The sequence below is a fragment of the Kribbella sp. NPDC050470 genome (assembly GCF_044458365.1).
In the GTDB taxonomy this organism is placed as follows: Bacteria; Actinomycetota; Actinomycetes; order Propionibacteriales; family Kribbellaceae; genus Kribbella.
This window is the reverse complement of the sequence record NZ_JBITHV010000005.1, coordinates 118,718-144,367: the sequence shown is the minus strand read 5'-3', so window position 1 is coordinate 144,367 and position 25,650 is coordinate 118,718. Positions and strand designations below refer to the sequence as shown.

Here is a 25,650-nt window from a genome sequence, read left to right as displayed (position 1 = left end):
GCCTCTCAGTGGTTGGTAGCGGTGGTTGGCGTACGAATGCGGTGGATCAGCAGAAAGGCCTCGCAACCGAGGCAGAGCCCGACGGCCGCGTTCACGAAGGCGGCGACCAGCGCGAATCCGGTGGCGACCACGCCGAGCACGGTGACGCCGGTCAGGTACCCGATCAGACCGGCGGCCGCGAAGACGAGGCCGACCAGCTGGGCGAACCGCGGCGGCGCCGCGTCCTCCAGTTCCTTGGGCGGACCCAGCCGGGGCCGGATCAGCCGCTTGAAGAGCTGCCCGTACGGCGACGCCTGGACGCCGAACGCGACGGAGACCGCGAACACCACGGCCTGGACCGCGAGCGGCCAGGCGCTGTTCAGGATCAGCGTCAGCGCGAGCAGCACAGTGGTGATTCCCGCGGCGAAGCGGAGTCCGCGGGGGTCGACCTTCGCTGTCGTTTCGGACATGCACACTCCCGAAGGAGGAGGTGGATCGAGCCGGACCCGCCCGGGTACGCGGGAGGCGGCGTACGCGAAACCGTGCTCAGCTACCGGTTCCGCAGCGCTCGGGACGCCGCCTGGTCAGCGGCGACGACACAGCGACGAGCGCACCCGGCAGTTGTCCACTGCCCGGCGCTTGGTCAGCCATGTCGTGTAAGCCACGGATCGAGAGTACGGAAAGCGGGCGGGTGCACCAGCTGTGGTCCCATGTTATGAGACAACTGTTCACATCGCGGTCAGGTGCGGACCACGTTGGTGTCGGCCACCTTGTCGTGCAGGGCCTGCTTCTTGTCGTCCCACAGCGGCCACAGGTAGTTGATCAGGCTGAGGAAGCTGAACAGGGTGCCGACCACTGGGATCGCGCTGAGCAGGCTGAGCCCGGTGTAGACGCTGAACCGCTTCGCCACTGCCGAACCCGGTGGCGGACCAGGCACGTCGCGTAGCCGGACCGCGATGCCGACCGCCTTCTTGCCGGGCGTGGCGCCGCTGCGGGTGAGGAAGAAGTACTCGTAGACGAACGAGACGGCGATCCCGATCAGCACCGCCGGGATCATCCACTGGTAGACCTCGCTGGGCAGCGCGAAGGTCGACTGCGGCGTGCCGGCGGCGGCAGCGTCCATGGTGTCTTCCATGTAGTCCCAGATGACCTGGAAGTACTGCCAGTAGAAGTAGCCGGTGAAGGGCAGCCCGATGATGCCGACGATGATCCCGTCGATGATGCGGGCGAACACGCGGCGCCACCAGCCGGACAGCGGCTGGCCGTCGGGGGTGGTGGCGACCCGCTGGCCGGGGTAGCCGAAGCCCTGCCGCGGGTACTGCTGTCCGTGCTGCTGGGGGTATTGGGGCTGGCCGTACTGCGGCTGGCCTGGCTGACCGTACTGGGGCTCGCCTGGCTGACCGTACTGGGGCTGGCCTGGCTGACCGTACTGGGGCTGGCCTGGCTGGCCGTACTGCGGTTGGCCCTGCTGACCGGGCTGGGGTTGGGCGTACTGCGCCGGCGTCGGCTGCGCGCCGCCGTACACCTGACCGTGCTGCATCGGCTGGCCGAACTGCGGCTTGCCCGCCGCGGGCTGACCGAACTGGCCCTGGTACGGCGGTGGGCCCTGCCGTGGACGGCGGTTGTCCGTCCACGTGCTGCCGTCCCAGTACCGCTCTTGGGACTGGTCCTCGGGGTCGTCGTACCAACCGGCTGGAGAGCTCACCGGCAAAGTCTCACCCAACTGGTGGTCCATCCGCCATCCGGTGGCAGTTACCGGACGCGGCGGTTGACCCGGCTCAGCGCGGCGCGTGCTCGATCGCGGTCGCCAGGGCGGCGATCACGTCCGGTTTGCGCGGGGCGCCGCTGGCGCGCTTCACGATCGCGCCGGTGCGGTCGAGCACGAGCGTCGTCGGGGTGCGCAGGATGTCGAGCCGCCGGACCAGGTCCAGGTGCTTCTCCGCGTCGATCTCGACGTGCCGCACGCCGTCGACCATGCCCTCGACCTCGGCCAGCGTCCGCCTGGTCGCCCGGCACGGGGCGCAGAACGCGGAGGAGAACTGCAGCAGCGTCGCGCGCTCGCCGAGCTCGTCACCGATGTCCGCAGCAGACACCCGGTCCATGCTGTCCACCTGCTCGGTGTCCGCCTTTCGCACCACGTGGGTCCCTCGGAACCGGCCGTCGAGTGTGGCCTTGAACACACTGAGGACGACGCCGGCGGCGACTGCGCCGACCAGCACCCACATCCCCAGGCTCATGACAATCCAGAGTACGTCGCTCGCCTTTGGGCTCAAACGGTCGTTCACCCCTCGGACGGCGGCCGCGACCGCAGGCGCTTGGTGTCACCCCGGCGCTTCTTGTCGTCCAGCCGCCGACGGACCGACCCCTTGCTCGGCTTGGTCGGCCGCCGCTGCCGTGGCGGCGCCGCGATCGCGTCCCGCAGGAGTGCCGCCAGCCGGGTCCGCGCCGCCTCGCGGTTGCGCCACTGCGACTTGTGCTCCGACGCAGCGACGGTCAGCACGCCGTTCACGAGCCGCGACCGCAGTCGCTCGAGCGCGCGATCCCGCAGTACGTCGGACAGCGCCGTCGTACTCGCGACGTCGAAGCTCAGCTCGACCCGGCTGTCCGTCGTGTTCACCGACTGACCGCCCGGCCCGCTGGACCGTGAGAAGCGCCACCCCAGCTCCGTCTCCGGGATCACCACCCCGGCGCGCACCTCCAGCCCGCTGTCCACACACCCATTCAACCGGACCCTTCGCTGGTTAGGCTTCTGCCCGTGCAGGAAACGGGGAGCGGGGACGGGGGCCGGGAGGAAGAAGAGCTCCCGGAACTGAAGGACATCAGAGTGCGCGGCCGATCGGTCCGCACGTGGGTGATCGGCGCGGGCGCGCTGATCCTGGCGGTCTCGGCCGCGTTCGGCGGGCTCAAGAGGGCAGCCGACGAGACACCGCGAGTCGACGCAGGCACGGCGATCGATGCCGGCCGCTACGAGGTGACGATCCAGCGGGTGGTCACGGTCGCCGACCTGAAGCCGCTGTTCACGCCGGACGACGGTGGCGCGCTGATCGCGGTGGTCACGAAGCTGAAGGTCACCGACGACCTCGGTACGGCGCCGTCCAGCGACCTCATCCGGCTGGTCGGCGTACCGGGGATCGAGGACACCGCCGCACCACTCGGCACCACCAACCTGCGCGACGCGACGATGAACCCGGTGCTCACGCCCGGTTTCGCCGAGGAGGTCGCCTACGTCTGGAAGTTGCCCAAGGCCACCGAATTGCCGGCGTCGGTCGAGCTCACAGTGCGCGGGTACGAGCACCAGGAGCAGTCCCTGCTTGATCACCACGAGAAGTGGCTGCCGGGCGAGGTCGCCGCCGAGAGCACCGTCACGGTCAAGGACGACACCAGATGAGCAGCCGCCAGGCGGTCAACGTGGCGCTCACACTCGCCGTACTGACCGGGATCGTCGGGCTGTACCGGCTGACGCCGACGCAGAAGGACATCCAGGAGCCGGTCGCGGTGAACGGCGTCGTCGGCCGTGCGGTGAAGACACCGCGGTTCGAGCTGACCATCGAGGGCGTCCGGGTCGGTCGCACGCTGCGGCTGCCCGGCGCCTCGAAGGCCCGCGACACGTTGTCGAACTTCGTCGTCGTGGACGCCGTCGTCACCGCGACTCGCGAGCCAATCCACCTGGCCTCGATCCGGGTCCAGGCCGCGGACGGGGTGACCTATCTCGGCGCCAACCGCAGCGGCCTCGACCGGGTGGACCTGACCGGGATCGAGTTCGCCCCGGACATCCCGGTGCGCGGATCGTTCGTGGTCGAACTGCCGGCCGGCCAGTTGCCTGGCGCAACGTTGCAGGTGATGGAGAAGTCGATCTTCAACGACTTGGAGGCGCAGACGACGATCCCGCTTGGAGTCGACGCGGAGCCGGCCGTCGAGGACGTGGTGACGCTGACCAAGGCGAGCGAGTCATGAGCGGCGCACGCCGGGCCCGGCGGGGATGGTTGCGCAAGAACACGGCCGCGTTGGCGGTGCTGGTGGTCGCCGTACCGTTCGCCGGCTGGTGGACGACCCGCAGCGACTACAAGTCCTGGTACGACGCCGAGCCGCGCGACCCGATCGCGGTCGCCGCGGGCGGGACGTCGTACGCAGGAGCCACCTGGTTCGCGGCGAGCGTCGAGGAGGACCCGCAGGCGCGTGCTGGTCGTGAGGTCGAGCCGACGCCTCCGGGGACCACTCGGGTGCGCGTGTACCTCCGGCTGCAGGTCGACGACCTGGCTGCGCTGGAGGGGCTCGGTGGCTGCCGCGTGCAGTTGCGTGCGCCGGACGGGCGGCTGTGGAGCGAGTCGTTCACGGCCGGCGACTTCCAGGATCGGCCGTCGGGGTGCACTGGTGGGGACGACTCGTCTCTGCAGAGCTGGCGTGGGACGTCGGCGCAGTACTACCTGAAGCCGGTGGCCGGGAAGCCGTTCGAGACCGTTGCGGTGTTCGTCGTACCCGCTGCGGTCGCGTCCAGCGTGCAGCCGACGGTCACGTGGGCTACGAAGCTCCCTCAGTACTTGGCATTCCCGAGGTAGCCGCGGTCAGGTCGGTGACGCCCTGGTCGCCCTCGGGCTGCTGGTGGACGGCGCGCGTCCACGGGGTGAGGTAGCCGGCCAGGCCACCGACCATCCGGTCGTACGCCGCGGCCAGCAGGCTGACCTGGAGCATGATCTTCAGGCCGTCGGTGACCAGGTCGAGCGGCTCGTCGATGACCTGCCAGAACTGCAGCGAGTGCGGACCGAGCACCCACAGCTTCAGCGCGATCCACACGCCGCTGGCTGCGAACGTGACGACCGCCCAGGCCAGGAAGTAGCCCAGCATCGGCCGCAGCCCGGAGCGCACCACCAGCCGGAACGCATCCACGACCGGCGTCCACCGGTCCCGCCAGTCCGACACCACCGAGTTGCCGGCCGCCCGGACGATCCGCGGCGTCTGCTGCCAGCGCTGCGTGATCCGGTCGAACCGCCAGCGCAGCTGCGCCTTCGCGGGCTTGTGCACGACCCGGCCGTAGATCACCGCCGTCATCGTGATCCACATCAGCGGCAGCACCGCGGCGTTCCACAGGTCACCGATGCCAGCGGCAACGAATCCGGTGACGGCGTCCCAGATCTCGCGGACCTGCGAGATGCCCAGCACGTGGTCCAGCACCCAGCCGTACCCGTCCTTCACCCACAGCCAGACCTGGCGCTCCTCCAGCCACGCCTGCGGCGACGGGATGAACGAGGACGCCTGGTACGCGACCACGAACAGCCACAACGCCTCGAGGTAGGTGACGAACAGCTTGCGGACCGGGCCCTCCTTCTCCTTCTTCCACTTCTTGAAGCCGAGACGGAGCAGGTACGCCGAAGCGCCCAGGCCGATGAACAGCCAGGTCGACAGGGACTGCAGGCCCTCGGACTCGCGTGGCGCCGTACCGCCGGTCAGGACGGTTGCCACCGTCTCGTTCACCTTGTGGACGGCCAACTGGTACTCGTAGTCGAGCGCCTCGGCCTGCAGGAACTTGTAGGCCGCATAGAACGCCAGGAATGGCAGCAACGCCGCGGCGAGCGCGTCGAGCGCCCGGTGCTCCTTGCCGGGCTCCACGCCCTCCGGTGCCAGCATGCCCTCGGCAACGGCCCGCTGGTGGAACGGCAGCTCGCCCCTGAGCACCAGGAACATCGCCACGTACATCGCCAGCGACAACAGCACGAGCAACGCCAGTACGGCGATGCCGGCCGCCTCAGCCTTCGCCCCCGCTTGCACCGCCACCCACTGCAGCCCTCGATGAGCCAACTGCGCAAGCAAGAACACCGCCAGCAAGCGAGGCCAAGCCCTCGCGAACAGTCCCCCAGCCCGCCCCACCGTGGTGAGCAGGCTCCCCGTTTCCACTGCCACGCCCGCAATCTACCCGCCCAGAGCGTCACCCAGCCCGCCTCGACCACGCATCCCACCGCCGCCGGCATCTGCCCACCCGGCGCCTGCATGCCCCGGACAACCAACAAGCCGCCGGGAGCGAGTTCCGGCGGCTTGCTGGTGAGACTGGGTCAGGCGGTGGCGTCGGCGGTTTCCCGGGTGGTGCTGGGCGGGATGACGAAGCGGTACCCGACGTTCCGCACCGTCCCGATCAACGATTCGTACTCCGGGCCGAGCTTCGCGCGCAACCGCCGTACGTGAACGTCCACCGTCCGCGTGCCACCGAAGTAGTCGTACCCCCACACCTCCTGCAGCAGCTGCTCCCGGGTGAACACGCGCCCCGGGTGCTGCGCAAGGAACTTGAACAGCTCGAACTCCTTGTAGGTCAGGTCGAGCGCCCGCCCGTTCAGCTTCGCCGTGTACGACGCCTCGTCGATGACCACGTCACCGCTGCGGATCAGCGTGCTGTCGGGCTCCTCGTTCCGCGCCGCGGCGAGCCGGCCGATCACCAGCCGCAGCCGGGCCTCGATCTCGGCCGGGCCGGCGGTGTCGAGCAGCACGTCGTCCGCGCCCCAGTCCGCGTTCACCGCGGTCAGGCCGCCCTCGGTTACGACCAGGATCAGCGGCACGTCGATCCCGGTGGTCCGGATCAGGCGGGACACGCCACGCACCGCGACCAGGTCACGGCGGGCGTCGAGCAGGACGGCGTCGGCGTCGGGGGCGTCGACCAGTGCGGCGACCTCGGCGGGAAGGATCCGGATCTGGTGTGGCAGCAGGGCGAGTGAGGGCAGCACCTCGGTGGAGGCCTGCAGCGCGTTCGTCAGCAGAAGCAACGTACTCACGCTGTCTCCTTGTGCTGGTCGGCGGATCCCCGGTCAGCGATCCGGTCCTTATGCACGTCAGGCCCCGACGGCGTCATTGCCGGGGGGCCTGAGTCACACTGGATAGCAACAGCAAGCTGACATAATAGCGGAAGACTTAGCCGACTAGTGAGGCCTTCTCCCAGATGCCGGAAGTGACCATCAGGTACTTCGCCGCCGCCCGCGCGGCCGCCGGCGAGTCCTCCGCGACCGCCGAAGCCACCTCGATCAGCGACCTGATCAGCACCGTCTCCGCCGACCGCCCCGAGCTCGCCCGCGTCCTCACCATCTGCACCTTCCTCCTCGACGGCGAACGCGCCACCCCCACCACCCCCCTCCACCCCGGCGCCCAAGTAGACGCCCTCCCGCCTTTCGCCGGCGGCTAACCCCCCACCTCCTGCCCCGGGCCCCGGCGGCTACCTCCGCCTCCCGGCACGGACCCCGGTGGGTCACCACCCCGCCCCAACGACTCACAACCCGCCCCCGGACGCGAACACGCACGACAGCCCACCACCCGCAGCGACGCGGACCCGGGCGGCTATCTCCCGGCGGAGACGCCCGGCCGCTAACCACCCACCTCCGGCGCGGAGAGGCCCGGCGGCAGCTAACCACCCGCCTCCCGGGTGCGGAGACGCCCGGCAGCTCGCATCCTGCTCAGGCGCGAAGACCCCGGCCGCTGGCCGCCCACCTCCCGGGGTGCGGAGATGCCCGACGCCGACGCGGACCACCCGGGGCACGGGTGCGGAGAGGCCCGCCGCTGAACCGTCCACTCCCGGGTGCGGGAGGTGTCGTGGGTGGGGTTTAGGTGAGTGGGCAGCTTTTTGTTCTGGGCGGGATGCTGGTACCTTGCGTACTCGGTCTTTCACGGAAGGTGACCGATGGCGCACGTTGCTCCGACTTCGCATCGCCGTGCGGCCCGCGCGTCGCATCGCGGACATCGCAGTGAGGACGGGCCGATCCAGCTCACCACCTGGCTGGGGCTCACGTTCGCGATGATTCTCGGCCTGGTGCTGACCGCACGGTCGCACGTAGGTGTTCACGCAGCCGGCGTGACGCTGCTGGTGATGCTGGTGCCGTTGACCATTGCGGTGTTCGGTGCCGCGTTCAAGCGCGGGATCGGCTCCGGCAAGGCGGCGTTGACCACAGCCGTCGCCCTGACCTTCGTCCTGCTCAAGTTCTTCCTCTGAGCGAACCGCCTCAGTTCTTCTCCTGGGCGACCGCCTCAGTTCTTCTCCTGGGCGACCGCCTCAGTTCTCTTCTGAAGCGAATCGCCTCCGCGACTTCACGAACCACCGGACACCCGGCTCCCCCGGGATGCCGGTACGCCGTCCCTGGACGACGTACCGGCACCTAGTCAGCTCAGGATCCGGTGGAGATCCGGTCGGTGGCGACCGGGGTGTACGGGTCGTGCGCGGTCAGGTAGTTGGCGAAGGCGTCGATGTCCAGACCGCCGAAGAACTTGTTCGTCGCGGTGGTGAAGGCCGGGAAGCCGTCGCCGCCGTCGGACAGGAAGTTGTTCGTGACGATGCGGTACGTCGTGCCGTCCACCAGCGGCTGCCCGGCGATCATGATCGACCCGGGCACCACCTTCGAGCCCGCGGCCGCGGCCGGGTTCCAGGTGTAGGTGATCCCGGCCACCTGGAGCACCTTGAACTTCGGCGCCTCCGGACCGTTCACCCCGGAGAACTGCTGCTCCAGCAGCGCCTTGATCTGGGTCCCGGTCATGTCCATCGATACCAGGAAGTTGTTGAACGGTTGCACGGTGAACGCCTGTCCGAAGGTGACCTCACCCGCGTTCGACGCCAGGTCGGCGCGGATACCGCCCGGGTTCATGAACGCCACCACCGGCGTCTTCCCGCCGGTCACCACCGACGGGTCCGCGAGCTGGGCGTCGGCGATCAGGTTGCCCAACGGCGATTCGAGCGACGCGTCCGCCGTACGCGAGACCGAGGTGTTGCCGGCGGCCAGGTGCCCGATGACCTTGTTCGCGATCGGCGCGACCAGGGTCTGGTACTTGGTGATCAGCGTGCTCGTGCGGGGGTCCTTCGCCACGTCCTGGGTGACGATCTGGTTGTTGGCGACCGTGTTCGCCCGGTCCACGTCACCGGTCGTATTGTCGATGCTCAGCCGCACCTCGGTGACCAGCTTGCCGAACGAGGACGCGCTGGTGACGAGGCGCGGCTGGCCGGCCTTGTCCTGCAGCGTGCAGTTGTAGCCCTGGTGGGTGTGGCCGGAGATGATCGTGTCGATCTCCGGGTCCAGGCCGGCGTTGATGTCGACGACCGGGCCGGAGATCCCCGGGCAGCTGTTGTACGCCCGCGGGTCGGCCGGGAAGCCGCCCTCGTGCAGCAGCACGACGATCGACTCGGCGCCCTTCTGCTTCAGGATCGGGACGAGCTTGTTCGCGGTCTCGATCTCGTCGGTGAAGGTCAGGCCCTCGACGCCGGCCTTGGTGACGATGTTCGGCGTGTCCTCCAGCGTCATGCCGATGAAGCCGACCTTGCGGCCGTCCTTGAAGGTCTTGATCTTGTACGGCGCGAACAGCGTCTCCTGGGTGTTCTCGAAGAACACGTTCGCCGCGAGGTACTTGAACTTCGCGCCGGTGAAGGGCTTGCTCGGGTCCGGGCAGGAGTTCTGGTTGTTCTGCCCGTCGCCGTCCGGCAGGCAGCCGCCGGTCTGCATCCGGAGCAGCTCATGCCAGCCCTCGTCGAACTCGTGGTTGCCGACGGAGGCGATCTCCAGGCCCATCCCGCTCAGCGCCTCGACCGTTGGCTCGTCGTGGAACGCGGCCGACAGCAGCGGCGAGGCGCCGATCAGGTCGCCCGCGGCGACGGTGACCGACTGCTGGCCCTTCGCGGCCGCGGCCGCGCGCATCTGCTTGAGGTGGGTCGCGAGGTACTCGGCGCCGCCCGCGGGAGTGCCGTTCACGTTGCCGCTCGAGCTGGTCGGGCTGTTCGGCGCCAGGTTGCCGTGGAAGTCGTTGATGGCGAGCAACTGGATCTGGGTGTGCGTCGGCGTGGGTTTCGCCGTCGCCGTCGTGGTCGCTGCCTGGGTCACGGTTCCCCCCGTGGCCAAGCCGAGCACCGCGGCGGTCCCCGCGGCCAGCAGGCCGATCGCCCGCCGTCCCCGCAGCCGCGTCCTGTCTCGTCCTGTGAAGGCCATGTCTACTCCGTCGTAGGTTTGGTCCGCTGGTGTGCGGTTCCGAGAAATTACCCGACGTGACGCGGCCCTTCCAAGGACCTGAGCATGAACTGCCCCGGACCTTTTACGGTATTCCGGTGACCCTCGAAGCCGTTCCCTCACCGTTGCCCTCGGCCACTGCCTCGGCCGTCACGGATCTCGCCCGCGCGGCCGCACAGAGCGACGGCGTGAATCCGCTGTCCGAACGCACACTGCTCCACCTCGACGGCGAACACCCGGGCGACGTCCACATCCTCGCGTACGAGGGCGACCCCGGCACGATCGAAGTCTCCGGCCTCCAAAGCGCCCGAAACCTGATCGGGTACGCCGCCCTGTCACCAGACGGCTCGGCCGAGCTGGTCGTCACCCCTTCAGCCCGACGGCAAGGCATCGGTACGGCGCTTCTGCGCATGCTGATCGACCACGGTGGAGCACGGCTCCGCGTGTGGGCGCACGGACGGCTGCCTGGCAGCGACGAACTCGCACAGCGGCTCGGTCTGGAAGTGACACGGGAGCTCTACTTCCTCCGCCGCACCAGGGCCTCTCTTCCCGAACCGGTGTGGGCGGACGGGATCGCCGTACGGACGTTCGTCCCCGGACAGGACGAGGCGGCGTGGCTGGAGGTGAACAGCCAGGCCTTTGCGGACCACCCGGAGCAGGGGAGCTGGACGGCAGCGGACCTGGCCGAACGGGTCCACCAACCGTGGTTCGACGCAGCCGGCTTCTTCCTGGCCGTGGACTCTTCTACTGGTGCACTGGCCGGCTACCACTGGACGAAGGTGGAGGAGGGAGTAGGAGAGGTGTACGTCGTCGGCGTCTCCCCCGCCTACCAGGGCCGCGGCCTGGGCAAGGCCTTAACCCTCCAGGGCCTGCACTACCTCCAGGAGGACCGCGGCCTCGACACCGTCGTCCTCTACGTAGACGGCACCAACACCCCCGCCCGGGCCCTCTACACCAACCTCGGCTTCACCACAGCCGCAGTGGACGTCCAGTACGCCCCCACCGCTTCCCTGTGAACGACATCACAACGAATCCACCCGCTCACCTCGCGTCATAATCCCGACCTGCCTCCGTCTCACCAACACCAGGAGCCGTCCGAGCCTCTAACCCCCCAGCCGGGCGGCTCCTGGCCCACCCCCACTTATCCACAGCCCCCGAATTCCCCACCCACCCCGCCCCGGCCCACCGTTACGATCACATCGACTACGGAGGGCAAACACCCATGACTACCCGCAACAGGCCAAGACCACTCCTCCTGGCCTGCCTAGCCACCACCACACTCCTAACCGCCTGCACCACGGGCAGCCCCGAAGCAGGCCGCCCGAATACCAATCCGACGAGCCCGTCCACAGCCACATCGAGCGGCTCGGACGGAACCGCTCCTCCAACGGCGACTTCGACGCCGAGCGGCCCACCAGTGCGTCCGGCGGCAGCGAACGGCCTGACCCTTGCGGCCGCCGAAGCCTTCTACCGGTACTACGTAGATCTCAAGAACTACGCCGCCACGACCGGGGACACCGCGGCCCTGCTGAGCGCCAGCGAGGCTGGTTGCGAGGGTTGCAAGGAGTACGCCACCTATGTAGCCGAGGTGAATGCCGCAAACGGGGGCCTGACCGGGGACTACCAGGAGCGAGTCAAAGAACTCTCGGAGCTCGCCCGCGGTGACAGCGGCCGCCTGGGCGGCTCGGCTGTGATCGCCGTCGGGACCTACACGACGAAGAACACCCCCTCGGCCAAGCCCATCGTGAGCAAGGCCGCCGAGTTCACCGACCAGATCGCGTTGTCGCCGAGCGGGGGGAACTGGGTCATGTACGAGACACAGTTCGAGGCACGATGAGACCCCCGCACCTGATCGCCGTCGCCTCCCTCATAGCGGGATGCGTCTCGCTTCCGGCGATTGGTGCGGGTGCCGTCGATGCATCCGCGCTGACTGCCCTCGCAGTACCAGTGGCTGTGGCCACGCCGACGCCACCGAGCGTCATTGGCGGAAAGACCAAGACCGGGGTCGAAATGCGAGGCAGTGCAAACAAGTCCAACAGACTGAAGCGCAACGGCCAGACCCAAAAGAAGGCTCCCGTGAAGGGCGCGAATGCCGAAGGACCGGCAGGGGACAAATCGAAGCGTCCGAACTCACCGGAACAACGGAAGCCGTTCAGGCTGAACGTCGGGATCTGTGGGATGCCTGAGGCGGATGGGAATCGGGTTGGGCCGGGTAGGTGTCAGGTGGCGGAGCAGCCGGCTATGAATCGGCGGACGATTGCGCCGCCGTCTGTTGTTCAGCCGCGGCCGCAGGATGTGGTGTGGGAGGACGTCCGTACTGAGGTTAAGGACGTGCTGTTTCCGAAGTTGGTTGTGCGGGTTCAGCCTCGGGGGCGGACTTTGGTTAATTTGGACACGATTGTTTATACCGAGGATCGGGGGGTGACGACGGCGACTGTGGAGTTGCTGGGGTTTCCGGTGATGGTTGAGGCTACGCCGATGAGTTATGTGTGGCGGTTCGGGGATGGGGCGTCGTTGGTGACCACATCGCCTGGGAAGCCGTATCCGGCCAAGGAGATTACCCACAAGTACATGAAGCGGGCGTCGGTCGGGCTGACGGTTACGACGAACTATGCCGCGCGGTTCAACGTTGCGGGGACGGGTTGGCAGTACGTCGACGGGCTGGTCGGCGTGACTGGGCCGGTGACACCACTCACGGTTCGGGAGGCTGTGCCGGTGCTGGTCGAGCCGGGTCGCTAGCCGCTCAAGACTTCTTTGAGGTGGGCGGCCTGGCCATGTTTAGCCGCAACCTGCTATCCCACAAACCCGCACTGGCCTGCTTAGCCACCACTGCACTCCTAGCCGCCTCCAGTCAGGCTCCGACACCGCTCCAGCCTCTGTTCAGGCAGGCCGGGGGTTAGGGGTTTAGGGCTTGGTTCAGGTGGGTGGTTAGGGCTTTGTGGGCTTGGCGGGTGGGGCCGGGGATGGACTGGAGGTTGTAGTGGCCGTGGGTGAGGGAGGGGTGGGGGTGGTGGGTTACGTCGACGCCGGCGGCGGTGAGGGCTTCGGCGTACTCGGTGCCTTCGTCTCGGAGGGGGTCGAAGCCGGCGGTAGTGATGTATGCGGGTGGGAGGTTGGAGAGGTCTTCGGCCAGGATGGGTGAGATCAGGGGGTCGGGGCGGATCGAGGGGTCCGGGGTGTAGTGGTCGCGGTACCAGATGATGTCTTCCTCGGTGAGGAGGAAGTCGCCTTCGCCGAAGAGATCCCGGCTCGGACGGCGGCCGACCAGGTCCAGGGCCGGGTAGAGGAGGACTTGGAGCGCGGGGCGTGGGAGATCGCGCCATACAGATTGCTGGGCGACGACGGCGGCCAGGTTGCCACCGGCACTGTCGCCGCCGACGGCCACGAAGGCAGCATCGGCGCCAAGGTCCTCAGCGTGGTCGACGGCCCAGGTGAACGCGGCGATGGCGTCTTCGGCCGCGGTCGGCGCGGGGGCCTCCGGGGCGAGGCGGTAGTCGACGGACAGCACCCGGATGCCGGCGTCATCGGCGATCGAGCGGCAGAGCGAGTCGTGGGTGTCGAGGTCGCCGACCACCCAGCCGCCGCCGTGGAAGAAGACGAGCAGGCCGCGACCGGCGGAGCGTGGGACGTAGAGGCGGGCCCCGAGTTGGCCGTCGGCACCGCGGACGGTGAGCTCGGTCACACGCTGTAACTCCGGTGGGTGACCCGCGACGAGCTTGCACAGGAACCGCAGGTGCGACCGGGCCTTGGCGACCGAGGATTTAGGTGCATTCGGCAACAAACCCTTCACCCGCAGGAGCAGCTGCAGCTCCGGGTCGAGGATGTTGCCGTCGATCTGGATCGGTGCACCGGCGAGCCGGCGCCGGACGGCCGTGGGCAACGCGAACAACGGCGTCAGGGCGTTCGTCTGTACGGCGTTGGCCGTGCCACGCAGCACCGAGTCCAGTCGTGGGTTCACAAGGAGTGACGCTAGCAACAAGTGCCGGGCAATCGACACAAACCACCATGTGATTCGGCTACCGATAGTTCACCAAAGGATGGGATGCTGGTCAACGTGGCTGGAGACTTGCTGGCATCCCACAACCGGGAGTACGACGTCGAGCCGCCGTACGACATCACGGCGGCCGGAGACCTTCCCGCGGACCGGTTCTCGGACCGGGAGTTGAGCTGGCTCGCCTTCAACCAACGCGTCCTCGAGCTCGCCGAGAACGACCGGATCCCGTTGCTCGAGCGGGCGAAGTTCCTGGCCATCTTCGCCAGCAACCTGGACGAGTTCTTCATGGTCCGGATCGCCGGCCTGAAGCGCCGGATCGCGGCCGGGGTCGCGGTGCGGGCGGCCAGCGGCCTGCTGCCGCGCGAGGTGCTCGACCGGAGCCTGGCCCGCAGCCGCGAGCTGATGGACCGGCACGCCGAGACCTGGCGGAAGGCGGTGCAGCCGGCGCTGACCGAGCAGGGCATCGACATCCTGCGCTGGGACGAGCTGGAGCACTCGGAGCGCGAGGACATGACCCGGTTCTTCCGGGAGCGCGTGTTCCCGGTGCTGACTCCGCTGGCGGTCGACCCGTCGCACCCGTTCCCGTACATCTCCGGACTGTCGCTGAACCTGGCCGTCGTGGTCCGCAACCCCGACACCGGCGGCGAGCACTTCGCCCGGGTGAAGGTGCCGCCGCTGCTGCCGCGGTTCATCCCGGTGGCCGAGGGCCGGTTCGTGCCGCTCGAGGACGTCATCGCGACCCACCTGGGACAGCTGTTCCCGGGTATGGAGGTCACCCAGCACCACACCTTCCGGGTCACCCGCAACGAGGACCTGGAGGTCGAGGAGGACGACGCCGAGAACCTGCTGGCCGCGCTCGAGAAGGAGCTGCTGCGCCGCCGGTTCGGCCCGCCGGTCCGGCTCGAGGTGGAGGAGTCGATCGACCCGCAGGTGAAGGCGCTGCTGCTGTCGGAGCTGGGCGTCACCGAGGCCGAGGTGTTCGAGCTGCCCGGCCCGCTCGACCTGCGAGGCCTGTTCGCGATCGCCGGCCTGGACCGGGCCGAGCTGAAGTACCCGGCGTTCGTCCCGTCCACGCACCCGCACCTGGCCGAGGTCGAGACCTCGAACCCGGCCGACATGTTCCACGCGCTGAAGCAGCGCGACGTCCTGGTGCACCACCCGTACGACTCGTTCTCGACCAGCGTGCAGCGCTTCATCGAGCAGGCCGCGGCCGACCCGCACGTGCTCGCGATCAAGCAGACGCTGTACCGGACCAGCGGCGACTCCCCGATCGTGGACGCGCTGATCGACGCCGCCGAGTCCGGCAAGCAGGTGCTGGTGCTGGTGGAGATCCAGGCGCGTTTCGACGAGCAGGCGAACATCAAGTGGGCCCGTCAGCTGGAGCATGCCGGCTGCCACGTCGTGTACGGCGTGATCGGGCTCAAGACGCACTGCAAGCTGTCGATGGTGGTCCGCGACGAGCCGGACGGCCTGCGCAGATACGCCCACGTCGGCACCGGCAACTACCACCCGAAGACCGCCCGGCTGTACGAGGATCTCGGGCTGCTGACCAGCGACAAGGTGGTCACCGAGGACGTCGCGCACCTGTTCAACCACCTGTCCGGCTTCGCCCGCAGCGCCGGCTACCGGCGGATCCTGGTCGCTCCACAGTCGGTACGGCGAGGGCTCGTCGAGCGGATCGACCGCGAGGTGCAGCACCATCTGGCGGGCCGCCCGGCCCGGGTCCGGTTCAAGGTGAACAGCCTGGTCGACGAGGCCCTGTGTGACGCGCTCTACCGAGCGTCGCAGGCCGGCGTCCCGGTGGAGCTGTGGATCCGCGGCATCTGCACGCTCCGTCCCGGTGTCCCAGGGCTGTCCGAGAACATCCAGGTGCGCAGCATTCTCGGCCGGTTCCTCGAGCACAGCCGGGTGTTCTCCTTCGAGAACGGCGGTGAGCCGGAGGTGTGGATCGGCTCGGCCGACCTGATGCACCGCAACCTGGACCGCCGGGTCGAGGTGCTGGTCCAGCTGAAGGAGCAGGACCACGTCGCCGAGCTCCGGGAGATGTTCGACCTGGCCGTCGACGAGAGCACCGGCTCGTGGTGGCTGCAGCCCGACGACACCTGGCAGCCCAGACTCACCCAGCCGGACGGCGAACCGCTGCGCGATCTGCAGGAAAGACTCATCGCCACGCGTGGCCGCCGCAGAACTGCTGACCCCATTACCTAGGGTTGATTCCATGAACAACCCGGCGACCGTCATCGCCGCGGGTGGTGTCGTGTGGCGTGAGAGCCGCGGCACCCGGCAGGTGCTGCTCGTGCACCGGCCCCGGTACGACGACTGGTCCCTTCCGAAGGGCAAACTCACCACGCACGAGCACGTGCTGGTCGGTGCGCGCCGCGAGATCGAGGAAGAGACCGGGCTGCAGGTCGTCCTCGGTCCACCGCTCGGCGTGCAGCGCTACACGGTCCGCAAGAACGGCGGGACCGCGCAGAAGCTCGTGCACTACTGGTCCGCCATACCGCTCGACGACGCCGAGTTCGAGCCGAACAGCGAGGTCGACGAGGTCGCGTGGCTGCCGGTGGACAAGGCGCGCACCAAGCTCAGCTACCCGCGTGACGTGGACATCCTCGACGAACTCGGTCGCGTCGTACCTGTCGTCTCGACACTGGTCCTGCTTCGGCACACCGAGGCCATCAAGCGCAAGGACTGGGAGAGCAAGGACACCTCCCGGCCGCTCAGCACGAACGGGACCGGTCAGGCCGACCGACTGACCGCCGTACTCGGTGCGCTCGGGGCGGACAGGCTGATCAGCAGCGACGCGGAACGGTGTGTCGCGACAGTCACGCCGTACGCCGCTTCTATCGACAGGCACATCCACCTTTGGCCGGAGATCTCCGAGCGTGGGTACGAAGCGGATGCTGGCGCGATCAGCGGGCTGGCCGAGAAGGCGTGGAAGGCGGACAAGGTGACGGTCGTGTGTTCGCACCGGCCGGTGCTGCCGGCACTGGCGCGGGAATTCGGCCTGCGGGTGGGCAAGTTTTCGCCGGGGGCGTTCCTGGTCGCGCACCGGCTGGGTGACGGACGTCTCATCTACGAGCGGTTCAGCGCTCCGTAGGTGCGCACCCCGCAGCACATGTCGGTGACGATCCAGGCACAGCCGCCGGGGCGGCCGGATGACTCTGGAGGCGCCGGGTATGTTCCTACGGAGGAACCTGGCGCCCCACCGGGCCCGGGTCTGAGGAGAGGTTCGGGTCGCACCATGACGATGATGCGAGAACTGACACTGATCGGGATCCGGATGGAATCGCCCAACCGGGCCCCGGTCATGATGCTGCGCGAGACCGAGGGCTACCGCTACCTGCCGATCTCGATCGGCTCGGTCGAAGCGACCGCGATCGCCTACGAGGAGCAAGGCCTGCGGCCGTCGCGGCCGCTCACCCACGACCTGATGCGCGACCTGATCCAGGCGTTCGGGGTGCACATCGAGGCGGTCGAGATCGTCGAGCTTCGCGACGCGGTGTTCTACGCCGAGCTCGTACTGGCCAACGGCGCCCGGGTCTCCGCCCGGCCGAGCGACTCGGTCGCGCTCGCGGTCCGCCTCAACACCCCGATCCGCTGTACAGAACAAGTCCTCCGCGAGGCCGGTGTCGCCACTCCCGAGGAGGAGCAGGCCGAGCTCGAACGCTTCCGCCAGTTCCTCGACGGCGTAGCCCCCGAGGACTTCTCCAGCTGACTCCCCCGCTTCCGGCCCAGTGCGCGCTTCACGTCGTACACCTTCGGGTTCCAGGCACAGTCCGTTGCGACCGGCCGCCGGGTACGGTCATGTACGTGCGGGCGGCCGGGCGTGGCACTACGACGTACTACCGTGTGGCCGTTCCGGGGATGACGTACTACGGGCTGCCGATCGGCACCACCGGGAGCAAGGCGTTCACGTTGACAGTGCGCTGAGCGTTACCGAAACGTGAGCCAACAGCCGTTTGGATCGACGCAGAGTCACGGCTCTTAACTCAGTTCACCTGTTGGCCGCCTGGCGGCACGCCAAGCGTCGCCGACGCTATCGAAACCGTTCACCGCTCGTTCACCAACGACGGACCGGTCGGACACCTGCTCTCCCTACCGTCTGTGGAAGTTCAAGAAGTCTGATTCCCGCAGAAGGGCAACACTCTCGTGTCCGTCAATCGCCTGCTCCGCGTCGGCACCGTCGCCGTGGCTTCCCTCGGCGTCCTCGCTCTGAGCGCCTGTGGCAGTGACCCCGAGCCGTCCGGTTCCACCAGCCCGGAGGGTTCGGCCTCGACTGCCGACTGCCCGCAGGGCACCCTGAACGCAGAGGGCTCCTCGGCACAGAAGAACGCCATCGAGGAAGTCATCGCCAAGTACAACGAGAAGTGCGCCGACGTCACGGTGAACTACAACCCGACCGGTTCCGGTGCGGGTATCAAGCAGTTCAACGCCGCCCAGGTCGACTTCGCCGGTTCGGACTCCGCGCTGAAGACCGAGGCCTCCGACGGTGACTCCGAGGCGGCCACCGCGGCCAAGCGGTGCCAGAACAACCCGGCGCTGAACCTGCCGATGGTGATCGGCCCGGTCGCGATCGCCTACAACCTGGACGGCGTCGACAAGCTGGTCCTCGACGGCGCGACCGCCGCGAAGATCTTCCAGGGCAGCATCAAGACCTGGAACGACCCGGCGATCGCCAAGCTGAACGCCGGCGTGACGCTGCCGGGCGACCCGATCTCGGTCTTCTTCCGGTCCGACGAGTCGGGCACCACCGAGAACTTCACCAAGTACCTGGCCGCCGCCGGCGGTGGCGCCTGGACCGGCAAGCCTGCCAAGAAGTGGACCGGCACCGGCGCCGGCAAGGAGAAGTCCGCGGGTGTCGCCGAGGGCGTCAAGAGCACCAAGAACTCGATCACCTACGTCGAGTGGTCGTACGCCGTCGACAACAAGCTCGGTGTCGCGCAGGTCGACAACGGCTCCGGCTCCCCGGTCGAGCTGACCGCCGAGTCCGCCGGTAAGGCGCTGGCCGCCGCGAAGGTGAAGGGCACCGGCAACGACCTGTCGATGTCGCTGGACTACGCGACCAAGGAGGCGGGCGCGTACCCGATCATCCTGGTCACCTACGAGATCGCCTGCAGCAAGGGCCTGGCGGCCGAGAAGACCGCGCTGGTCAAGAGCTTCCTGAGCTACTTCGCCAGCACCGAGGGCCAGGCCTCGCTGACCGAGCTGAACTACGCGCCGCTCCCGGACGAGATCCGGACCAAGGTCGACGCCGCCGTTCAGGCGATCAGCTGACGACGAAACAGCAGTGATGCGAGCCCCGGCCGGTCCGAGTCATCGGAGGCGGCCGGGGCTTCGCCTCGTCGGACCCGAAGCACACAGAGCCCACGAACCAGGCGCTTGGAGCACCATCGATGAGTAGTCCAGACGGCACGGAACCGCCCGGCCGGCCCGCCGGCGAGGCCGCCGCTCAAGAGGACCCCCGGATCGAGGACCTGGTCCACGAGCCGGCCGGACCCACCCCGCACTTCGACGGGCTGGCCGACAAGCACGCCGAGGAGCAGCCCGCCGAGACCGCCGAGACCGGCACGGCCGCGGCGGAGGCCAAGGGCCCGAAGCTCGACCTCGGCCCGGTCGGTCACCTCGGCGACCGGCTGTTCGCCGGCCTGGCCCACGGCTCCGGCGGCCTGGTGATCGCGATCGTCGCGTTCGTCGGCATCTTCCTGCTGGCGCTGGCGGTCCCGGCCCTGATCGACGACCAGAGCAGCTTCCTGTTCTCCCGGGTCTGGGAGCCGGGCGGCGAGGAGCCGCGGTTCGGTATCGCGGCGCTGTTCTACACCACCGTGATCAGCTCGATCATCGCGATGCTGATCGCGGTCCCGATCGCGGTCGGCGTCGCGCTGTACATCACGTACTACGCCCCGAAGCGGCTGGCGACGCCGGTCGCGCACGCGGTCGACCTGCTGGCCGCCGTACCGTCGATCATCTACGGCCTGTGGGGCATCCTGTTCTTCGCGCCGATCCTGCGCCCGGTGATCGACGGGCTGTCGACGGCGCTCGGCTGGCTCCCGGTGTTCGAGAAGCCGCCGGGCGACAACGTCGGCGTCGTGTTCACCGTCTCGGTGGTGCTGGCGATCATGATCCTGCCGGTGGTCACCGCGATCAGCCGGGAGATCTTCGCGCAGACCCCGATCGCGCACCGCGAGGGCGCCCTCGCCCTCGGCGCGACCAAGTGGGAGATGATCCGGATGTCCGTGCTGCCGTACGGCCGCTCGGGTGTGGTGAGCGCCTCGATGCTCGGCCTCGGCCGGGCGCTCGGCGAGACCGTCGCCGTGATGATCATCCTCACGGTGCCGAACAGCAACGACCCGTGGAACTCGTCGATCTTCGCCGGTGGCGAGACCTTCGCGTCGAAGATCGCCAACAACGCCGCCGAGTTCGACTCGCCGGAGAAGACCGGCGCCTACATCGCAGCCGGCCTGGTGCTGTTCGTCGTGACGTTCCTGGTCAACTCCGCGGCCCGGATCATCGTCGCCCGCAGCGGCCCGGGCGGGAAGCGGCCGCGCCGCAACAACCGTAGCGCCGCGGGAGCGGCCGCGAAGGAAGGAGCGGTGGCATGACGACGCTCGCTGCGAACAAGCCGGCGTACGACGGCCAGACGCTGGACCTCACCGGGAAGTCGGGCGCTCGCGCCTTCCGGAACACCCTGGCCACCGTGCTGATCACGCTGGCCTTCGTGATCGCGCTGATCCCGCTGATCTGGATCCTCTGGACCGTGATCAGCAAGGGCTACAGCCTGCTGCTCGACGCCGGATGGTGGGGCGAGTCGCAGCGCGGCATCACCGTACGGCGGGAGGGCGGCGGCGCGTACCACGCCATCATGGGCACGCTGATCATGGGCCTGATCACCGCCCTGATCGCGGTTCCGATCGCCGTCATGGGCGCGATCTTCCTGGTCGAGTACGGCAAGGGCACCAAGGTCGCCCGCGCGGTCAGCTTCATGGTCGACGTGCTCACCGGTGTGCCGTCGATCGTGGCCGCGCTGTTCATCTACGCGGTCTGGATCACGGTGTTCGGCTTCAACCGGGTCGGCTTCGCCGTCTCGCTGTCGCTGGTGCTGCTGATGCTTCCGGTCGTACTGCGCTCCACCGAGGAGATGCTGAAACTGGTGCCGGACGAGTTGCGCGAGGCGTCGTACGCGCTCGGGGTGCCGAAGTGGAAGACGATCCTGAAGGTGGTCGTGCCGACCGCGTTCGGCGGCATCGTCACCGGCGTGATGCTCGGCCTGGCCCGCGTGATGGGTGAGACCGCGCCGCTGCTGATCCTGGTCGGCTACTCCAAGAACATCAACCTGAACCCGTTCGACGGTTTCATGGGCGCGCTGCCGACGATGATCAACCAGGACCGGACCGAGCTGGCGCTGGAGCCGGCCGCCGACCGGGTCTGGGCGGCGGCGCTCACGCTGATCCTGCTGGTCCTTGCCCTCAACCTGCTGGCCCGGCTGATCGCCCGGTTCAGCACCATCAAGTCGAAATAGCCAGAGAGGTTCTGAGTCGATATGGCAAAGCGCATCGAGGTCAGCGGCCTCAACGTCTACTACGGCGACTTCAAGGCCGTCGAGGACGTGTCGATGACGATCGAGCCCCGCTCGGTCACGGCGTTCATCGGCCCGTCCGGCTGCGGCAAGTCCACCTACCTGCGGACCCTGAACCGGATGCACGAGGTGATCCCCGGCGCCCGGGTCGAGGGCAAGGTCGTCCTGGACGAGCAGGACCTGTACGCGACCGGGATCGACCCGGTGGCGGTCCGCCGGGTGGTCGGCATGGTGTTCCAGCGGCCGAACCCGTTCCCGACCATGTCGATCTTCGACAACGTCGCGTCCGGGCTGAAGCTGAACGGGGTCAAGGACCGCAAGAAGCTCACCGAGGTGGTCGAGCGGTCGCTGAAGGGCGCCAACCTCTGGAACGAGGTGAAGGACCGCCTCGACAAGCCCGGCGCGGGCCTGTCCGGTGGTCAGCAGCAGCGGCTGTGCATCGCCCGGGCGATCGCGGTCGAGCCCGAGGTGATCCTGATGGACGAGCCGTGCTCGGCCCTGGACCCGATCTCCACGCTGGCGATCGAGGACCTGATCGAGAAGCTGAAGGACCAGTACACCGTGGTGATCGTCACCCACAACATGCAGCAGGCGGCCCGGGTGTCGGACCAGACCGCGTTCTTCAACCTGGCCGCGACCGGCAAGCCCGGCCGGCTGATCGAGATGGGCCCGACCAAGCAGATCTTCTCGAACCCGAACGAGAAGGCGACCGAGGACTACATCACCGGCCGCTTCGGCTGATCCTCGCCGTACCTCTGCACAGATCGGCCCCCGCGGGATCCCGCGAGGGCCGATCTGCCTTTACACGCAGAGCGTCCGGGCAAAGTTGACCCGGGCAAGCGTGTCGGCGACCTCGCGGGGTGAGCTCACGCCGACGTGGGTGTTGTGGGTGCGGTTGCCGTTCTGCACCGTGACCTGGACGAAGCCCGTGGTCTTGCGCTCCTTGCAGAGCAGGAACAGCAGGCCAAGCAGGCAGGCGAGCGCGAACACGATGGCCAGGATGATCGCCCAGGCCGGGATCTTCTCTTCGGTCCGGGACATGTCCATCGCGGACCAGTTCGTGCCCTGGGTGGGCAGCACGCCCGCCGGGGTGACGATCCGGAACTGCTCGACCGAGATGTCGCCGACGGTCACCAGCACCGGCCCGGTCGGGAACCCCTGCAGAGGCTGGGATTGCGCGGGCTGGTACGGGCCGCCGACCGGTGCCTGGTACGGCCCCGCCGGTGGCCCGGGCTGCGCGGGCGGCGCCGCCTCGAACGTCGGCGTCGGCGGCTCGTACTGAACCGGGAGGTGGCGGGTCGGGTCCGGCGCGGGATCCCCGGGACGGCCGTCGGACGCCGGGGGCTGAGGGGGTTGAGTCACCCGGCCAACTTTAAGTGTTGAAGGGATCCGGAGTGGGCACGTGACCACCGCCCTGTGGAAAAGATAACCTGCGAGGATCCTCGACGTTCTCAGAAGGGACCGCGGTGAGCACTCCGACGCCTCCGGGCGACGACCCGAACGACCCGAACCGGCCGCAGGACACCCCTGGTGAGACCCCTGGAGAGCAGCCCGGCCAGTACGGCGAGCAGGACAGGCCCAGCCAGTACGGCGAAGCACCCGGCCAGCCGGACGACGACCAGCCGGGCCAGTACGGCCAGCAGCCTGGTCAGTACGGTCAACCGGGCGGGTACGGGCAGCAGCAGTCCCCGTATGGACAGCAGCCTGAGTACGGACAGCAGCAGCCTGAGTATGGACAGCAGCAGCCTGGTTACGGGCAGCAGTCCCCCTATGGCCAGCAGCCCGGGCAGCAGCCTGGCTATGGCCAGCAGCAGGGTGGCCAGTACGGGCAGTCCCAGCCGGGCCAGTACCCAGGCCAGCCGGGGCAGTACGGTCAGCAGCCGGGCTACGGCCAGCAGCAGCCGGGTCAGTACCCGGGTTCCTACGCCCAGCAGCAGCCCGGCGGCTACGGCCAGTACCCGGGCGGCCAGGGCGGTTACGGCTACGGCAGCGGCGTTCCGCAGAACAACACGCCGCAGACCCTGTCGATCATCGGCATCGTCTGCTGGTTCTGCTGCGGCCCGGCCTCGATCGTCCTCGGACTGATTGCCCAGAGCAAGTTCCGGGAGCAGGGCCGGCCGGACACGCTGGCCAAGGTGGCCTGGATCGGCGGCATCGTCTCGATCGCGGTGTCGATCGTGTCCTACGCCACCGGCCTGGTCAACTACTGAGCGCGACGCTGAACCGCCGCCCGGTCGTGGCGGCGGTTCAGTTCAGGTTGCGCGCGACGCCGTACACGACGAACAGGGCGATCAGGCCCTTGACCACCCAGTCCACCGTGCGTGGGCTCATGGTCAGCCGGGGCAGCCGGACCAGCCGGAGCGACTCCAGCGACCAGGCAAGCAACTGGTAGCCGACGGCAACACCGATCAGTGGGCCGAGCACCAGCACCACCGGGTTGAAGTACCAGGCGGCGACCAGATCGCCGCGCAGCAAGGCGGCAGCCATCCTGGTGGCGCCGCAGAACGGGCAGTTCAGGCCCGTGGTTGCGTGCAGAAGGCAAGGAATTCCGATCCGCCCGCCGGTCAGCTGGTAGACGGCGGCGAGGCCCAGGCCGCCCACTCCTGTCGCGGCCAACCCCAGCACCCGCCTGTCCACGGGCTGGACCGGTCCGGTCGGCCGCAGTACGACGTTCAGCGAAAGGCTCACCGGACAACGGTAACTCTCATCTCGTGGGATCCGTCAGGGTGTGTGAGCCGTCGGACCACTAGCCTGCAACTCACTCCTCAACAGCAATTCACCAGAAGGGATCGTCGTGAGCTCTCCGACGCCACCGCCGGGTTACGGCCCGCAGGACGCGCAGCAGCCGGCTCAGTACGGCCAGCCAGGCCAGTACGGGCAGCCTGGGCAGCAGCCGGGCCAGTACGGGCAGCAGCCCGGCTACGGCGCTCAGCAGCCGGGCTACGGCCAGCAGCAGCCTGCTGAGTACGGTCAGCAGGCTGGCCAGTATGGGCAGCAGCAGACGCAGTACGGCCAGCAGCAGCCGGGCCAGTACGGGCAGCAGCCGGGTTATCCGCAGCAGCCGGGCCAGTACGGCCAGCAGCCGGGCTACCCGCAGCAGTACGGCCAGCCGGGCTTCGGCGGCATCCCCGGTAACCTCGCCGCCTGGCCGAACCGGGTCGGCGGCGCGCTGATCGACGGCCTGATCGTCGGTGTGCCGTACGGCATCGGCAGCGCGTTCTCCGCCAACGAGAACCTGGCCGTCGTCGCGATCATCTTCTACCTGATCGGCATCGGCCTGGCGATCTGGAACGTCGTGATCCGCCAGGGCAGCACCGGCCAGACCGTCGGCAAGCAGGTCCTGGGCCTGAAACTGGTCGGCGCGGACACCGGTCAGCCGGTCGGCGCGGGCAAGGCGTTCATTCGCCAACTGACCCACATCCTGGACAGCGCCGCCTGCTACATCGGCTACCTGTGGCCGCTGTGGGACGAGAAGAGGCAGACCTTCGCGGACAAGATCAACAACACCTACGTCATCAAGCTCTGACGTAGTACTCCGCAACACCGGACGCCGTGGCCGCTTGTGGCCGCGGCGTCCGTCGTTCCGGGCCGATCCGCGATACTCGTCCCTGCGGATCCGGACGCGCCCCAGAAAGGACCCCCAGTTGAGCACCCCTCCGTACCAGCCTCCGCAGGGCTACAACCCCTACGGACCAGGCGCGGCCTACGGCTACGGCTATGCACCACCCGGGCAGCTCGCCGGCTGGCCGATCCGGGTCGGCGCGTCGCTGATCGACTCGCTGATCCAGTTCATCCCCACGATCACCGGGGTCATCGCGGCGCTGGTCATCGACGGTGACCAGGAGGAACTGGGCGCCGGCGGCGGGATCGCGATGCTGAGCGGGTTCTTCGTCGCATTCCTGGTCTGGGTCGCGAACCGGGTCGTCCAGCAGGGCCGCACCGGCCAGTCGTTGGGCAAGAAGGTCACCGGGCTGAAGGTCGTGCACGCCCAGACCGGCCAACTGATCGGTATCGGCTCGACTTTCGGCCGCGAGTTCTGCGCGGTGCTGTTCAACAACATCTGTACTCTCAACGTGCTCTGGCCGCTGTGGGACGAGAAGCAGCAGACCTGGCACGACAAGGTCGTCAACGACGTGGTCATCCGCCGCTGA

At 68.4% G+C, this 25,650-nt stretch carries 29 protein-coding genes; 19 read left to right on the top strand and 10 right to left on the bottom strand.

The genetic code is table 11. The features are described from left to right. Positions 1 to 5 precede the first annotated feature (5 nt). The 4 genes from ACIBGM_RS15950 to arfB all read right to left on the bottom strand — a co-directional run bounded on the left by ACIBGM_RS15950 (position 6) and on the right by arfB (position 2,692). On the bottom strand, positions 6 to 449 hold the full coding sequence (locus tag ACIBGM_RS15950) for a DUF4395 domain-containing protein (RefSeq protein ID WP_396385952.1): 444 nt from the start codon (positions 447 to 449) through the stop codon (positions 6 to 8). A gap of 269 nt (positions 450 to 718) precedes the next feature. Next, positions 719 to 1,684, bottom strand: coding sequence for an RDD family protein (locus ACIBGM_RS15945; protein ID WP_396385950.1), 966 nt, complete (start codon positions 1,682 to 1,684; stop codon positions 719 to 721). A gap of 73 nt (positions 1,685 to 1,757) precedes the next feature. After that, the gene (locus tag ACIBGM_RS15940) at positions 1,758 to 2,216 is read right to left on the bottom strand and encodes a TlpA family protein disulfide reductase (RefSeq protein ID WP_396385949.1); all 459 of its coding nucleotides are present in this window, start codon (positions 2,214 to 2,216) and stop codon (positions 1,758 to 1,760) included. A gap of 44 nt (positions 2,217 to 2,260) precedes the next feature. Further along, positions 2,261 to 2,692, bottom strand: a complete 432-nt coding sequence (arfB, locus tag ACIBGM_RS15935; protein WP_396385947.1) for an alternative ribosome rescue aminoacyl-tRNA hydrolase ArfB — start codon at positions 2,690 to 2,692, stop codon at positions 2,261 to 2,263. Between the two features lie 42 nt (positions 2,693 to 2,734). On the opposite strand from arfB, the gene ACIBGM_RS15930 reads away from it, so the two are divergent. The 3 genes from ACIBGM_RS15930 to ACIBGM_RS15920 are packed head-to-tail and all read left to right on the top strand — an operon-like array spanning position 2,735 to position 4,535. Further along, positions 2,735 to 3,367, top strand: a complete 633-nt coding sequence (locus tag ACIBGM_RS15930; protein ID WP_396385946.1) for a hypothetical protein — start codon at positions 2,735 to 2,737, stop codon at positions 3,365 to 3,367. Beyond that, positions 3,364 to 3,933, top strand: coding sequence for a hypothetical protein (locus ACIBGM_RS15925; protein ID WP_396385944.1), 570 nt, complete (start codon positions 3,364 to 3,366; stop codon positions 3,931 to 3,933). The genes ACIBGM_RS15930 and ACIBGM_RS15925 overlap by 4 nt, the downstream gene beginning before the upstream one ends. Further along, positions 3,930 to 4,535 carry a hypothetical protein gene (locus tag ACIBGM_RS15920; RefSeq protein ID WP_396385942.1) on the top strand — a complete coding sequence of 202 codons (606 nt, stop codon included), beginning with the start codon at positions 3,930 to 3,932 and terminating at the stop codon, positions 4,533 to 4,535. Before ACIBGM_RS15925 ends, ACIBGM_RS15920 begins: the two co-directional genes overlap by 4 nt. Here ACIBGM_RS15920 and ACIBGM_RS15915 read toward each other — a convergent pair. Beyond that, positions 4,498 to 5,874: a hypothetical protein gene (locus tag ACIBGM_RS15915; protein ID WP_396385941.1), complete on the bottom strand. Its 1,377-nt coding sequence runs from the start codon at positions 5,872 to 5,874 to the stop codon at positions 4,498 to 4,500. The two genes, ACIBGM_RS15920 and ACIBGM_RS15915, sit on opposite strands and share 38 nt — an antisense overlap. Positions 5,875 to 6,023: 149 nt before the next feature. Beyond that, the gene (locus tag ACIBGM_RS15910; protein ID WP_396385940.1) at positions 6,024 to 6,734 is read right to left on the bottom strand and encodes a winged helix-turn-helix domain-containing protein; all 711 of its coding nucleotides are present in this window, start codon (positions 6,732 to 6,734) and stop codon (positions 6,024 to 6,026) included. A gap of 164 nt (positions 6,735 to 6,898) precedes the next feature. Here ACIBGM_RS15910 and ACIBGM_RS15905 point away from each other — a divergent pair, with 164 nt between their 5' ends. Further along, on the top strand, positions 6,899 to 7,138 hold the full coding sequence (locus tag ACIBGM_RS15905; RefSeq protein WP_360516257.1) for a MoaD/ThiS family protein: 240 nt from the start codon (positions 6,899 to 6,901) through the stop codon (positions 7,136 to 7,138). Between the two features lie 492 nt (positions 7,139 to 7,630). Then, the gene (locus ACIBGM_RS15900) at positions 7,631 to 7,939 is read left to right on the top strand and encodes a hypothetical protein (RefSeq protein WP_360516254.1); all 309 of its coding nucleotides are present in this window, start codon (positions 7,631 to 7,633) and stop codon (positions 7,937 to 7,939) included. Positions 7,940 to 8,111: 172 nt separating this feature from the next. Here the strand turns inward: ACIBGM_RS15900 and ACIBGM_RS15895 are convergent, their stop codons facing one another. Continuing rightward, on the bottom strand, positions 8,112 to 9,914 hold the full coding sequence (locus ACIBGM_RS15895) for a bifunctional metallophosphatase/5'-nucleotidase (protein WP_360516251.1): 1,803 nt from the start codon (positions 9,912 to 9,914) through the stop codon (positions 8,112 to 8,114). Between the two features lie 116 nt (positions 9,915 to 10,030). On the opposite strand from ACIBGM_RS15895, the gene mshD reads away from it, so the two are divergent. The 3 genes from mshD (at position 10,031) to ACIBGM_RS15880 (ending at position 12,671) form a co-directional block, all read left to right on the top strand. Then, a complete protein-coding gene (mshD, locus tag ACIBGM_RS15890; protein ID WP_360516248.1) occupies positions 10,031 to 10,948 on the top strand; it encodes a mycothiol synthase in 918 nt (305 codons plus the stop codon). A gap of 401 nt (positions 10,949 to 11,349) precedes the next feature. Then, positions 11,350 to 11,769, top strand: a complete 420-nt coding sequence (locus ACIBGM_RS15885) for a DUF6318 family protein (protein WP_396385938.1) — start codon at positions 11,350 to 11,352, stop codon at positions 11,767 to 11,769. Positions 11,770 to 12,353: 584 nt separating this feature from the next. Further along, on the top strand, positions 12,354 to 12,671 hold the full coding sequence (locus ACIBGM_RS15880) for a hypothetical protein (protein ID WP_396385937.1): 318 nt from the start codon (positions 12,354 to 12,356) through the stop codon (positions 12,669 to 12,671). Positions 12,672 to 12,828: 157 nt separating this feature from the next. On the opposite strand, the gene ACIBGM_RS15875 is transcribed toward ACIBGM_RS15880, so the two are convergent. Then, positions 12,829 to 13,890 carry an alpha/beta hydrolase gene (locus ACIBGM_RS15875; protein ID WP_360516242.1) on the bottom strand — a complete coding sequence of 354 codons (1,062 nt, stop codon included), beginning with the start codon at positions 13,888 to 13,890 and terminating at the stop codon, positions 12,829 to 12,831. Between the two features lie 84 nt (positions 13,891 to 13,974). Here ACIBGM_RS15875 and ACIBGM_RS15870 point away from each other — a divergent pair, with 84 nt between their 5' ends. The 8 genes from ACIBGM_RS15870 (at position 13,975) to pstB (ending at position 22,240) form a co-directional block, all read left to right on the top strand. Continuing rightward, positions 13,975 to 16,134, top strand: a complete 2,160-nt coding sequence (locus ACIBGM_RS15870; RefSeq protein WP_360516239.1) for an RNA degradosome polyphosphate kinase — start codon at positions 13,975 to 13,977, stop codon at positions 16,132 to 16,134. Positions 16,135 to 16,144: 10 nt separating this feature from the next. Then, positions 16,145 to 17,023 (top strand): NUDIX domain-containing protein, encoded by an 879-nt coding sequence (locus ACIBGM_RS15865; protein WP_360516236.1) that lies wholly within the window; start codon positions 16,145 to 16,147, stop codon positions 17,021 to 17,023. A 153-nt stretch (positions 17,024 to 17,176) separates the two neighbouring features. Then, positions 17,177 to 17,641 carry a bifunctional nuclease family protein gene (locus ACIBGM_RS15860; protein WP_165949283.1) on the top strand — a complete coding sequence of 155 codons (465 nt, stop codon included), beginning with the start codon at positions 17,177 to 17,179 and terminating at the stop codon, positions 17,639 to 17,641. 89 nt (positions 17,642 to 17,730) lie between these two features. Further along, entirely contained in the window at positions 17,731 to 17,856 is a 126-nt protein-coding gene (locus tag ACIBGM_RS15855; protein ID WP_396385934.1) for a hypothetical protein, read from the top strand. A 219-nt stretch (positions 17,857 to 18,075) separates the two neighbouring features. Then, on the top strand, positions 18,076 to 19,200 hold the full coding sequence (pstS, locus tag ACIBGM_RS15850) for a phosphate ABC transporter substrate-binding protein PstS (protein WP_396385933.1): 1,125 nt from the start codon (positions 18,076 to 18,078) through the stop codon (positions 19,198 to 19,200). Positions 19,201 to 19,319: 119 nt separating this feature from the next. After that, the gene (pstC, locus tag ACIBGM_RS15845; RefSeq protein WP_360516229.1) at positions 19,320 to 20,525 is read left to right on the top strand and encodes a phosphate ABC transporter permease subunit PstC; all 1,206 of its coding nucleotides are present in this window, start codon (positions 19,320 to 19,322) and stop codon (positions 20,523 to 20,525) included. After that, positions 20,522 to 21,442, top strand: coding sequence for a phosphate ABC transporter permease PstA (gene pstA / locus ACIBGM_RS15840; RefSeq protein ID WP_360516226.1), 921 nt, complete (start codon positions 20,522 to 20,524; stop codon positions 21,440 to 21,442). Before pstC ends, pstA begins: the two co-directional genes overlap by 4 nt. 21 nt (positions 21,443 to 21,463) lie before the next feature. After that, entirely contained in the window at positions 21,464 to 22,240 is a 777-nt protein-coding gene (pstB, locus tag ACIBGM_RS15835; RefSeq protein ID WP_360516224.1) for a phosphate ABC transporter ATP-binding protein PstB, read from the top strand. Positions 22,241 to 22,300: 60 nt separating this feature from the next. On the opposite strand, the gene ACIBGM_RS15830 is transcribed toward pstB, so the two are convergent. Beyond that, entirely contained in the window at positions 22,301 to 22,861 is a 561-nt protein-coding gene (locus tag ACIBGM_RS15830) for a hypothetical protein (RefSeq protein WP_396385931.1), read from the bottom strand. A gap of 104 nt (positions 22,862 to 22,965) precedes the next feature. On the opposite strand from ACIBGM_RS15830, the gene ACIBGM_RS15825 reads away from it, so the two are divergent. Next, a complete protein-coding gene (locus ACIBGM_RS15825; RefSeq protein WP_396385930.1) occupies positions 22,966 to 23,709 on the top strand; it encodes a hypothetical protein in 744 nt (247 codons plus the stop codon). A 37-nt stretch (positions 23,710 to 23,746) separates the two neighbouring features. Here the strand turns inward: ACIBGM_RS15825 and ACIBGM_RS15820 are convergent, their stop codons facing one another. Further along, positions 23,747 to 24,187, bottom strand: a complete 441-nt coding sequence (locus tag ACIBGM_RS15820; RefSeq protein ID WP_396385929.1) for a DUF2752 domain-containing protein — start codon at positions 24,185 to 24,187, stop codon at positions 23,747 to 23,749. 106 nt (positions 24,188 to 24,293) lie between these two features. On the opposite strand from ACIBGM_RS15820, the gene ACIBGM_RS15815 reads away from it, so the two are divergent. Continuing rightward, a complete protein-coding gene (locus ACIBGM_RS15815; RefSeq protein WP_360516212.1) occupies positions 24,294 to 25,025 on the top strand; it encodes an RDD family protein in 732 nt (243 codons plus the stop codon). A 118-nt stretch (positions 25,026 to 25,143) separates the two neighbouring features. After that, the gene (locus ACIBGM_RS15810) at positions 25,144 to 25,650 is read left to right on the top strand and encodes an RDD family protein (protein ID WP_360516209.1); all 507 of its coding nucleotides are present in this window, start codon (positions 25,144 to 25,146) and stop codon (positions 25,648 to 25,650) included.

Excerpts from the sequence above, each read along its gene's own strand:
- ACIBGM_RS15950 (WP_396385952.1), bottom strand. The coding sequence starts at position 449 with ATGTCCGAAACGACAGCGAAGGTCGACCCCCGCGGACTCCGCTTCGCC.
- ACIBGM_RS15940 (WP_396385949.1), bottom strand. The coding sequence starts at position 2,216 with ATGAGCCTGGGGATGTGGGTGCTGGTCGGCGCAGTCGCCGCCGGCGTC.
- ACIBGM_RS15925 (WP_396385944.1), top strand. The coding sequence starts at position 3,364 with ATGAGCAGCCGCCAGGCGGTCAACGTGGCGCTCACACTCGCCGTACTG.
- ACIBGM_RS15920 (WP_396385942.1), top strand. The coding sequence starts at position 3,930 with ATGAGCGGCGCACGCCGGGCCCGGCGGGGATGGTTGCGCAAGAACACG.
- ACIBGM_RS15905 (WP_360516257.1), top strand. The coding sequence starts at position 6,899 with ATGCCGGAAGTGACCATCAGGTACTTCGCCGCCGCCCGCGCGGCCGCC.
- ACIBGM_RS15900 (WP_360516254.1), top strand. The coding sequence starts at position 7,631 with ATGGCGCACGTTGCTCCGACTTCGCATCGCCGTGCGGCCCGCGCGTCG.
- ACIBGM_RS15895 (WP_360516251.1), bottom strand. The coding sequence starts at position 9,914 with ATGGCCTTCACAGGACGAGACAGGACGCGGCTGCGGGGACGGCGGGCG.
- ACIBGM_RS15870 (WP_360516239.1), top strand. The coding sequence starts at position 13,975 with ATGCTGGTCAACGTGGCTGGAGACTTGCTGGCATCCCACAACCGGGAG.
- ACIBGM_RS15865 (WP_360516236.1), top strand. The coding sequence starts at position 16,145 with ATGAACAACCCGGCGACCGTCATCGCCGCGGGTGGTGTCGTGTGGCGT.
- ACIBGM_RS15860 (WP_165949283.1), top strand. The coding sequence starts at position 17,177 with ATGCGAGAACTGACACTGATCGGGATCCGGATGGAATCGCCCAACCGG.
- ACIBGM_RS15855 (WP_396385934.1), top strand. The coding sequence starts at position 17,731 with ATGTACGTGCGGGCGGCCGGGCGTGGCACTACGACGTACTACCGTGTG.
- pstC (WP_360516229.1), top strand. The coding sequence starts at position 19,320 with ATGAGTAGTCCAGACGGCACGGAACCGCCCGGCCGGCCCGCCGGCGAG.
- pstA (WP_360516226.1), top strand. The coding sequence starts at position 20,522 with ATGACGACGCTCGCTGCGAACAAGCCGGCGTACGACGGCCAGACGCTG.
- pstB (WP_360516224.1), top strand. The coding sequence starts at position 21,464 with ATGGCAAAGCGCATCGAGGTCAGCGGCCTCAACGTCTACTACGGCGAC.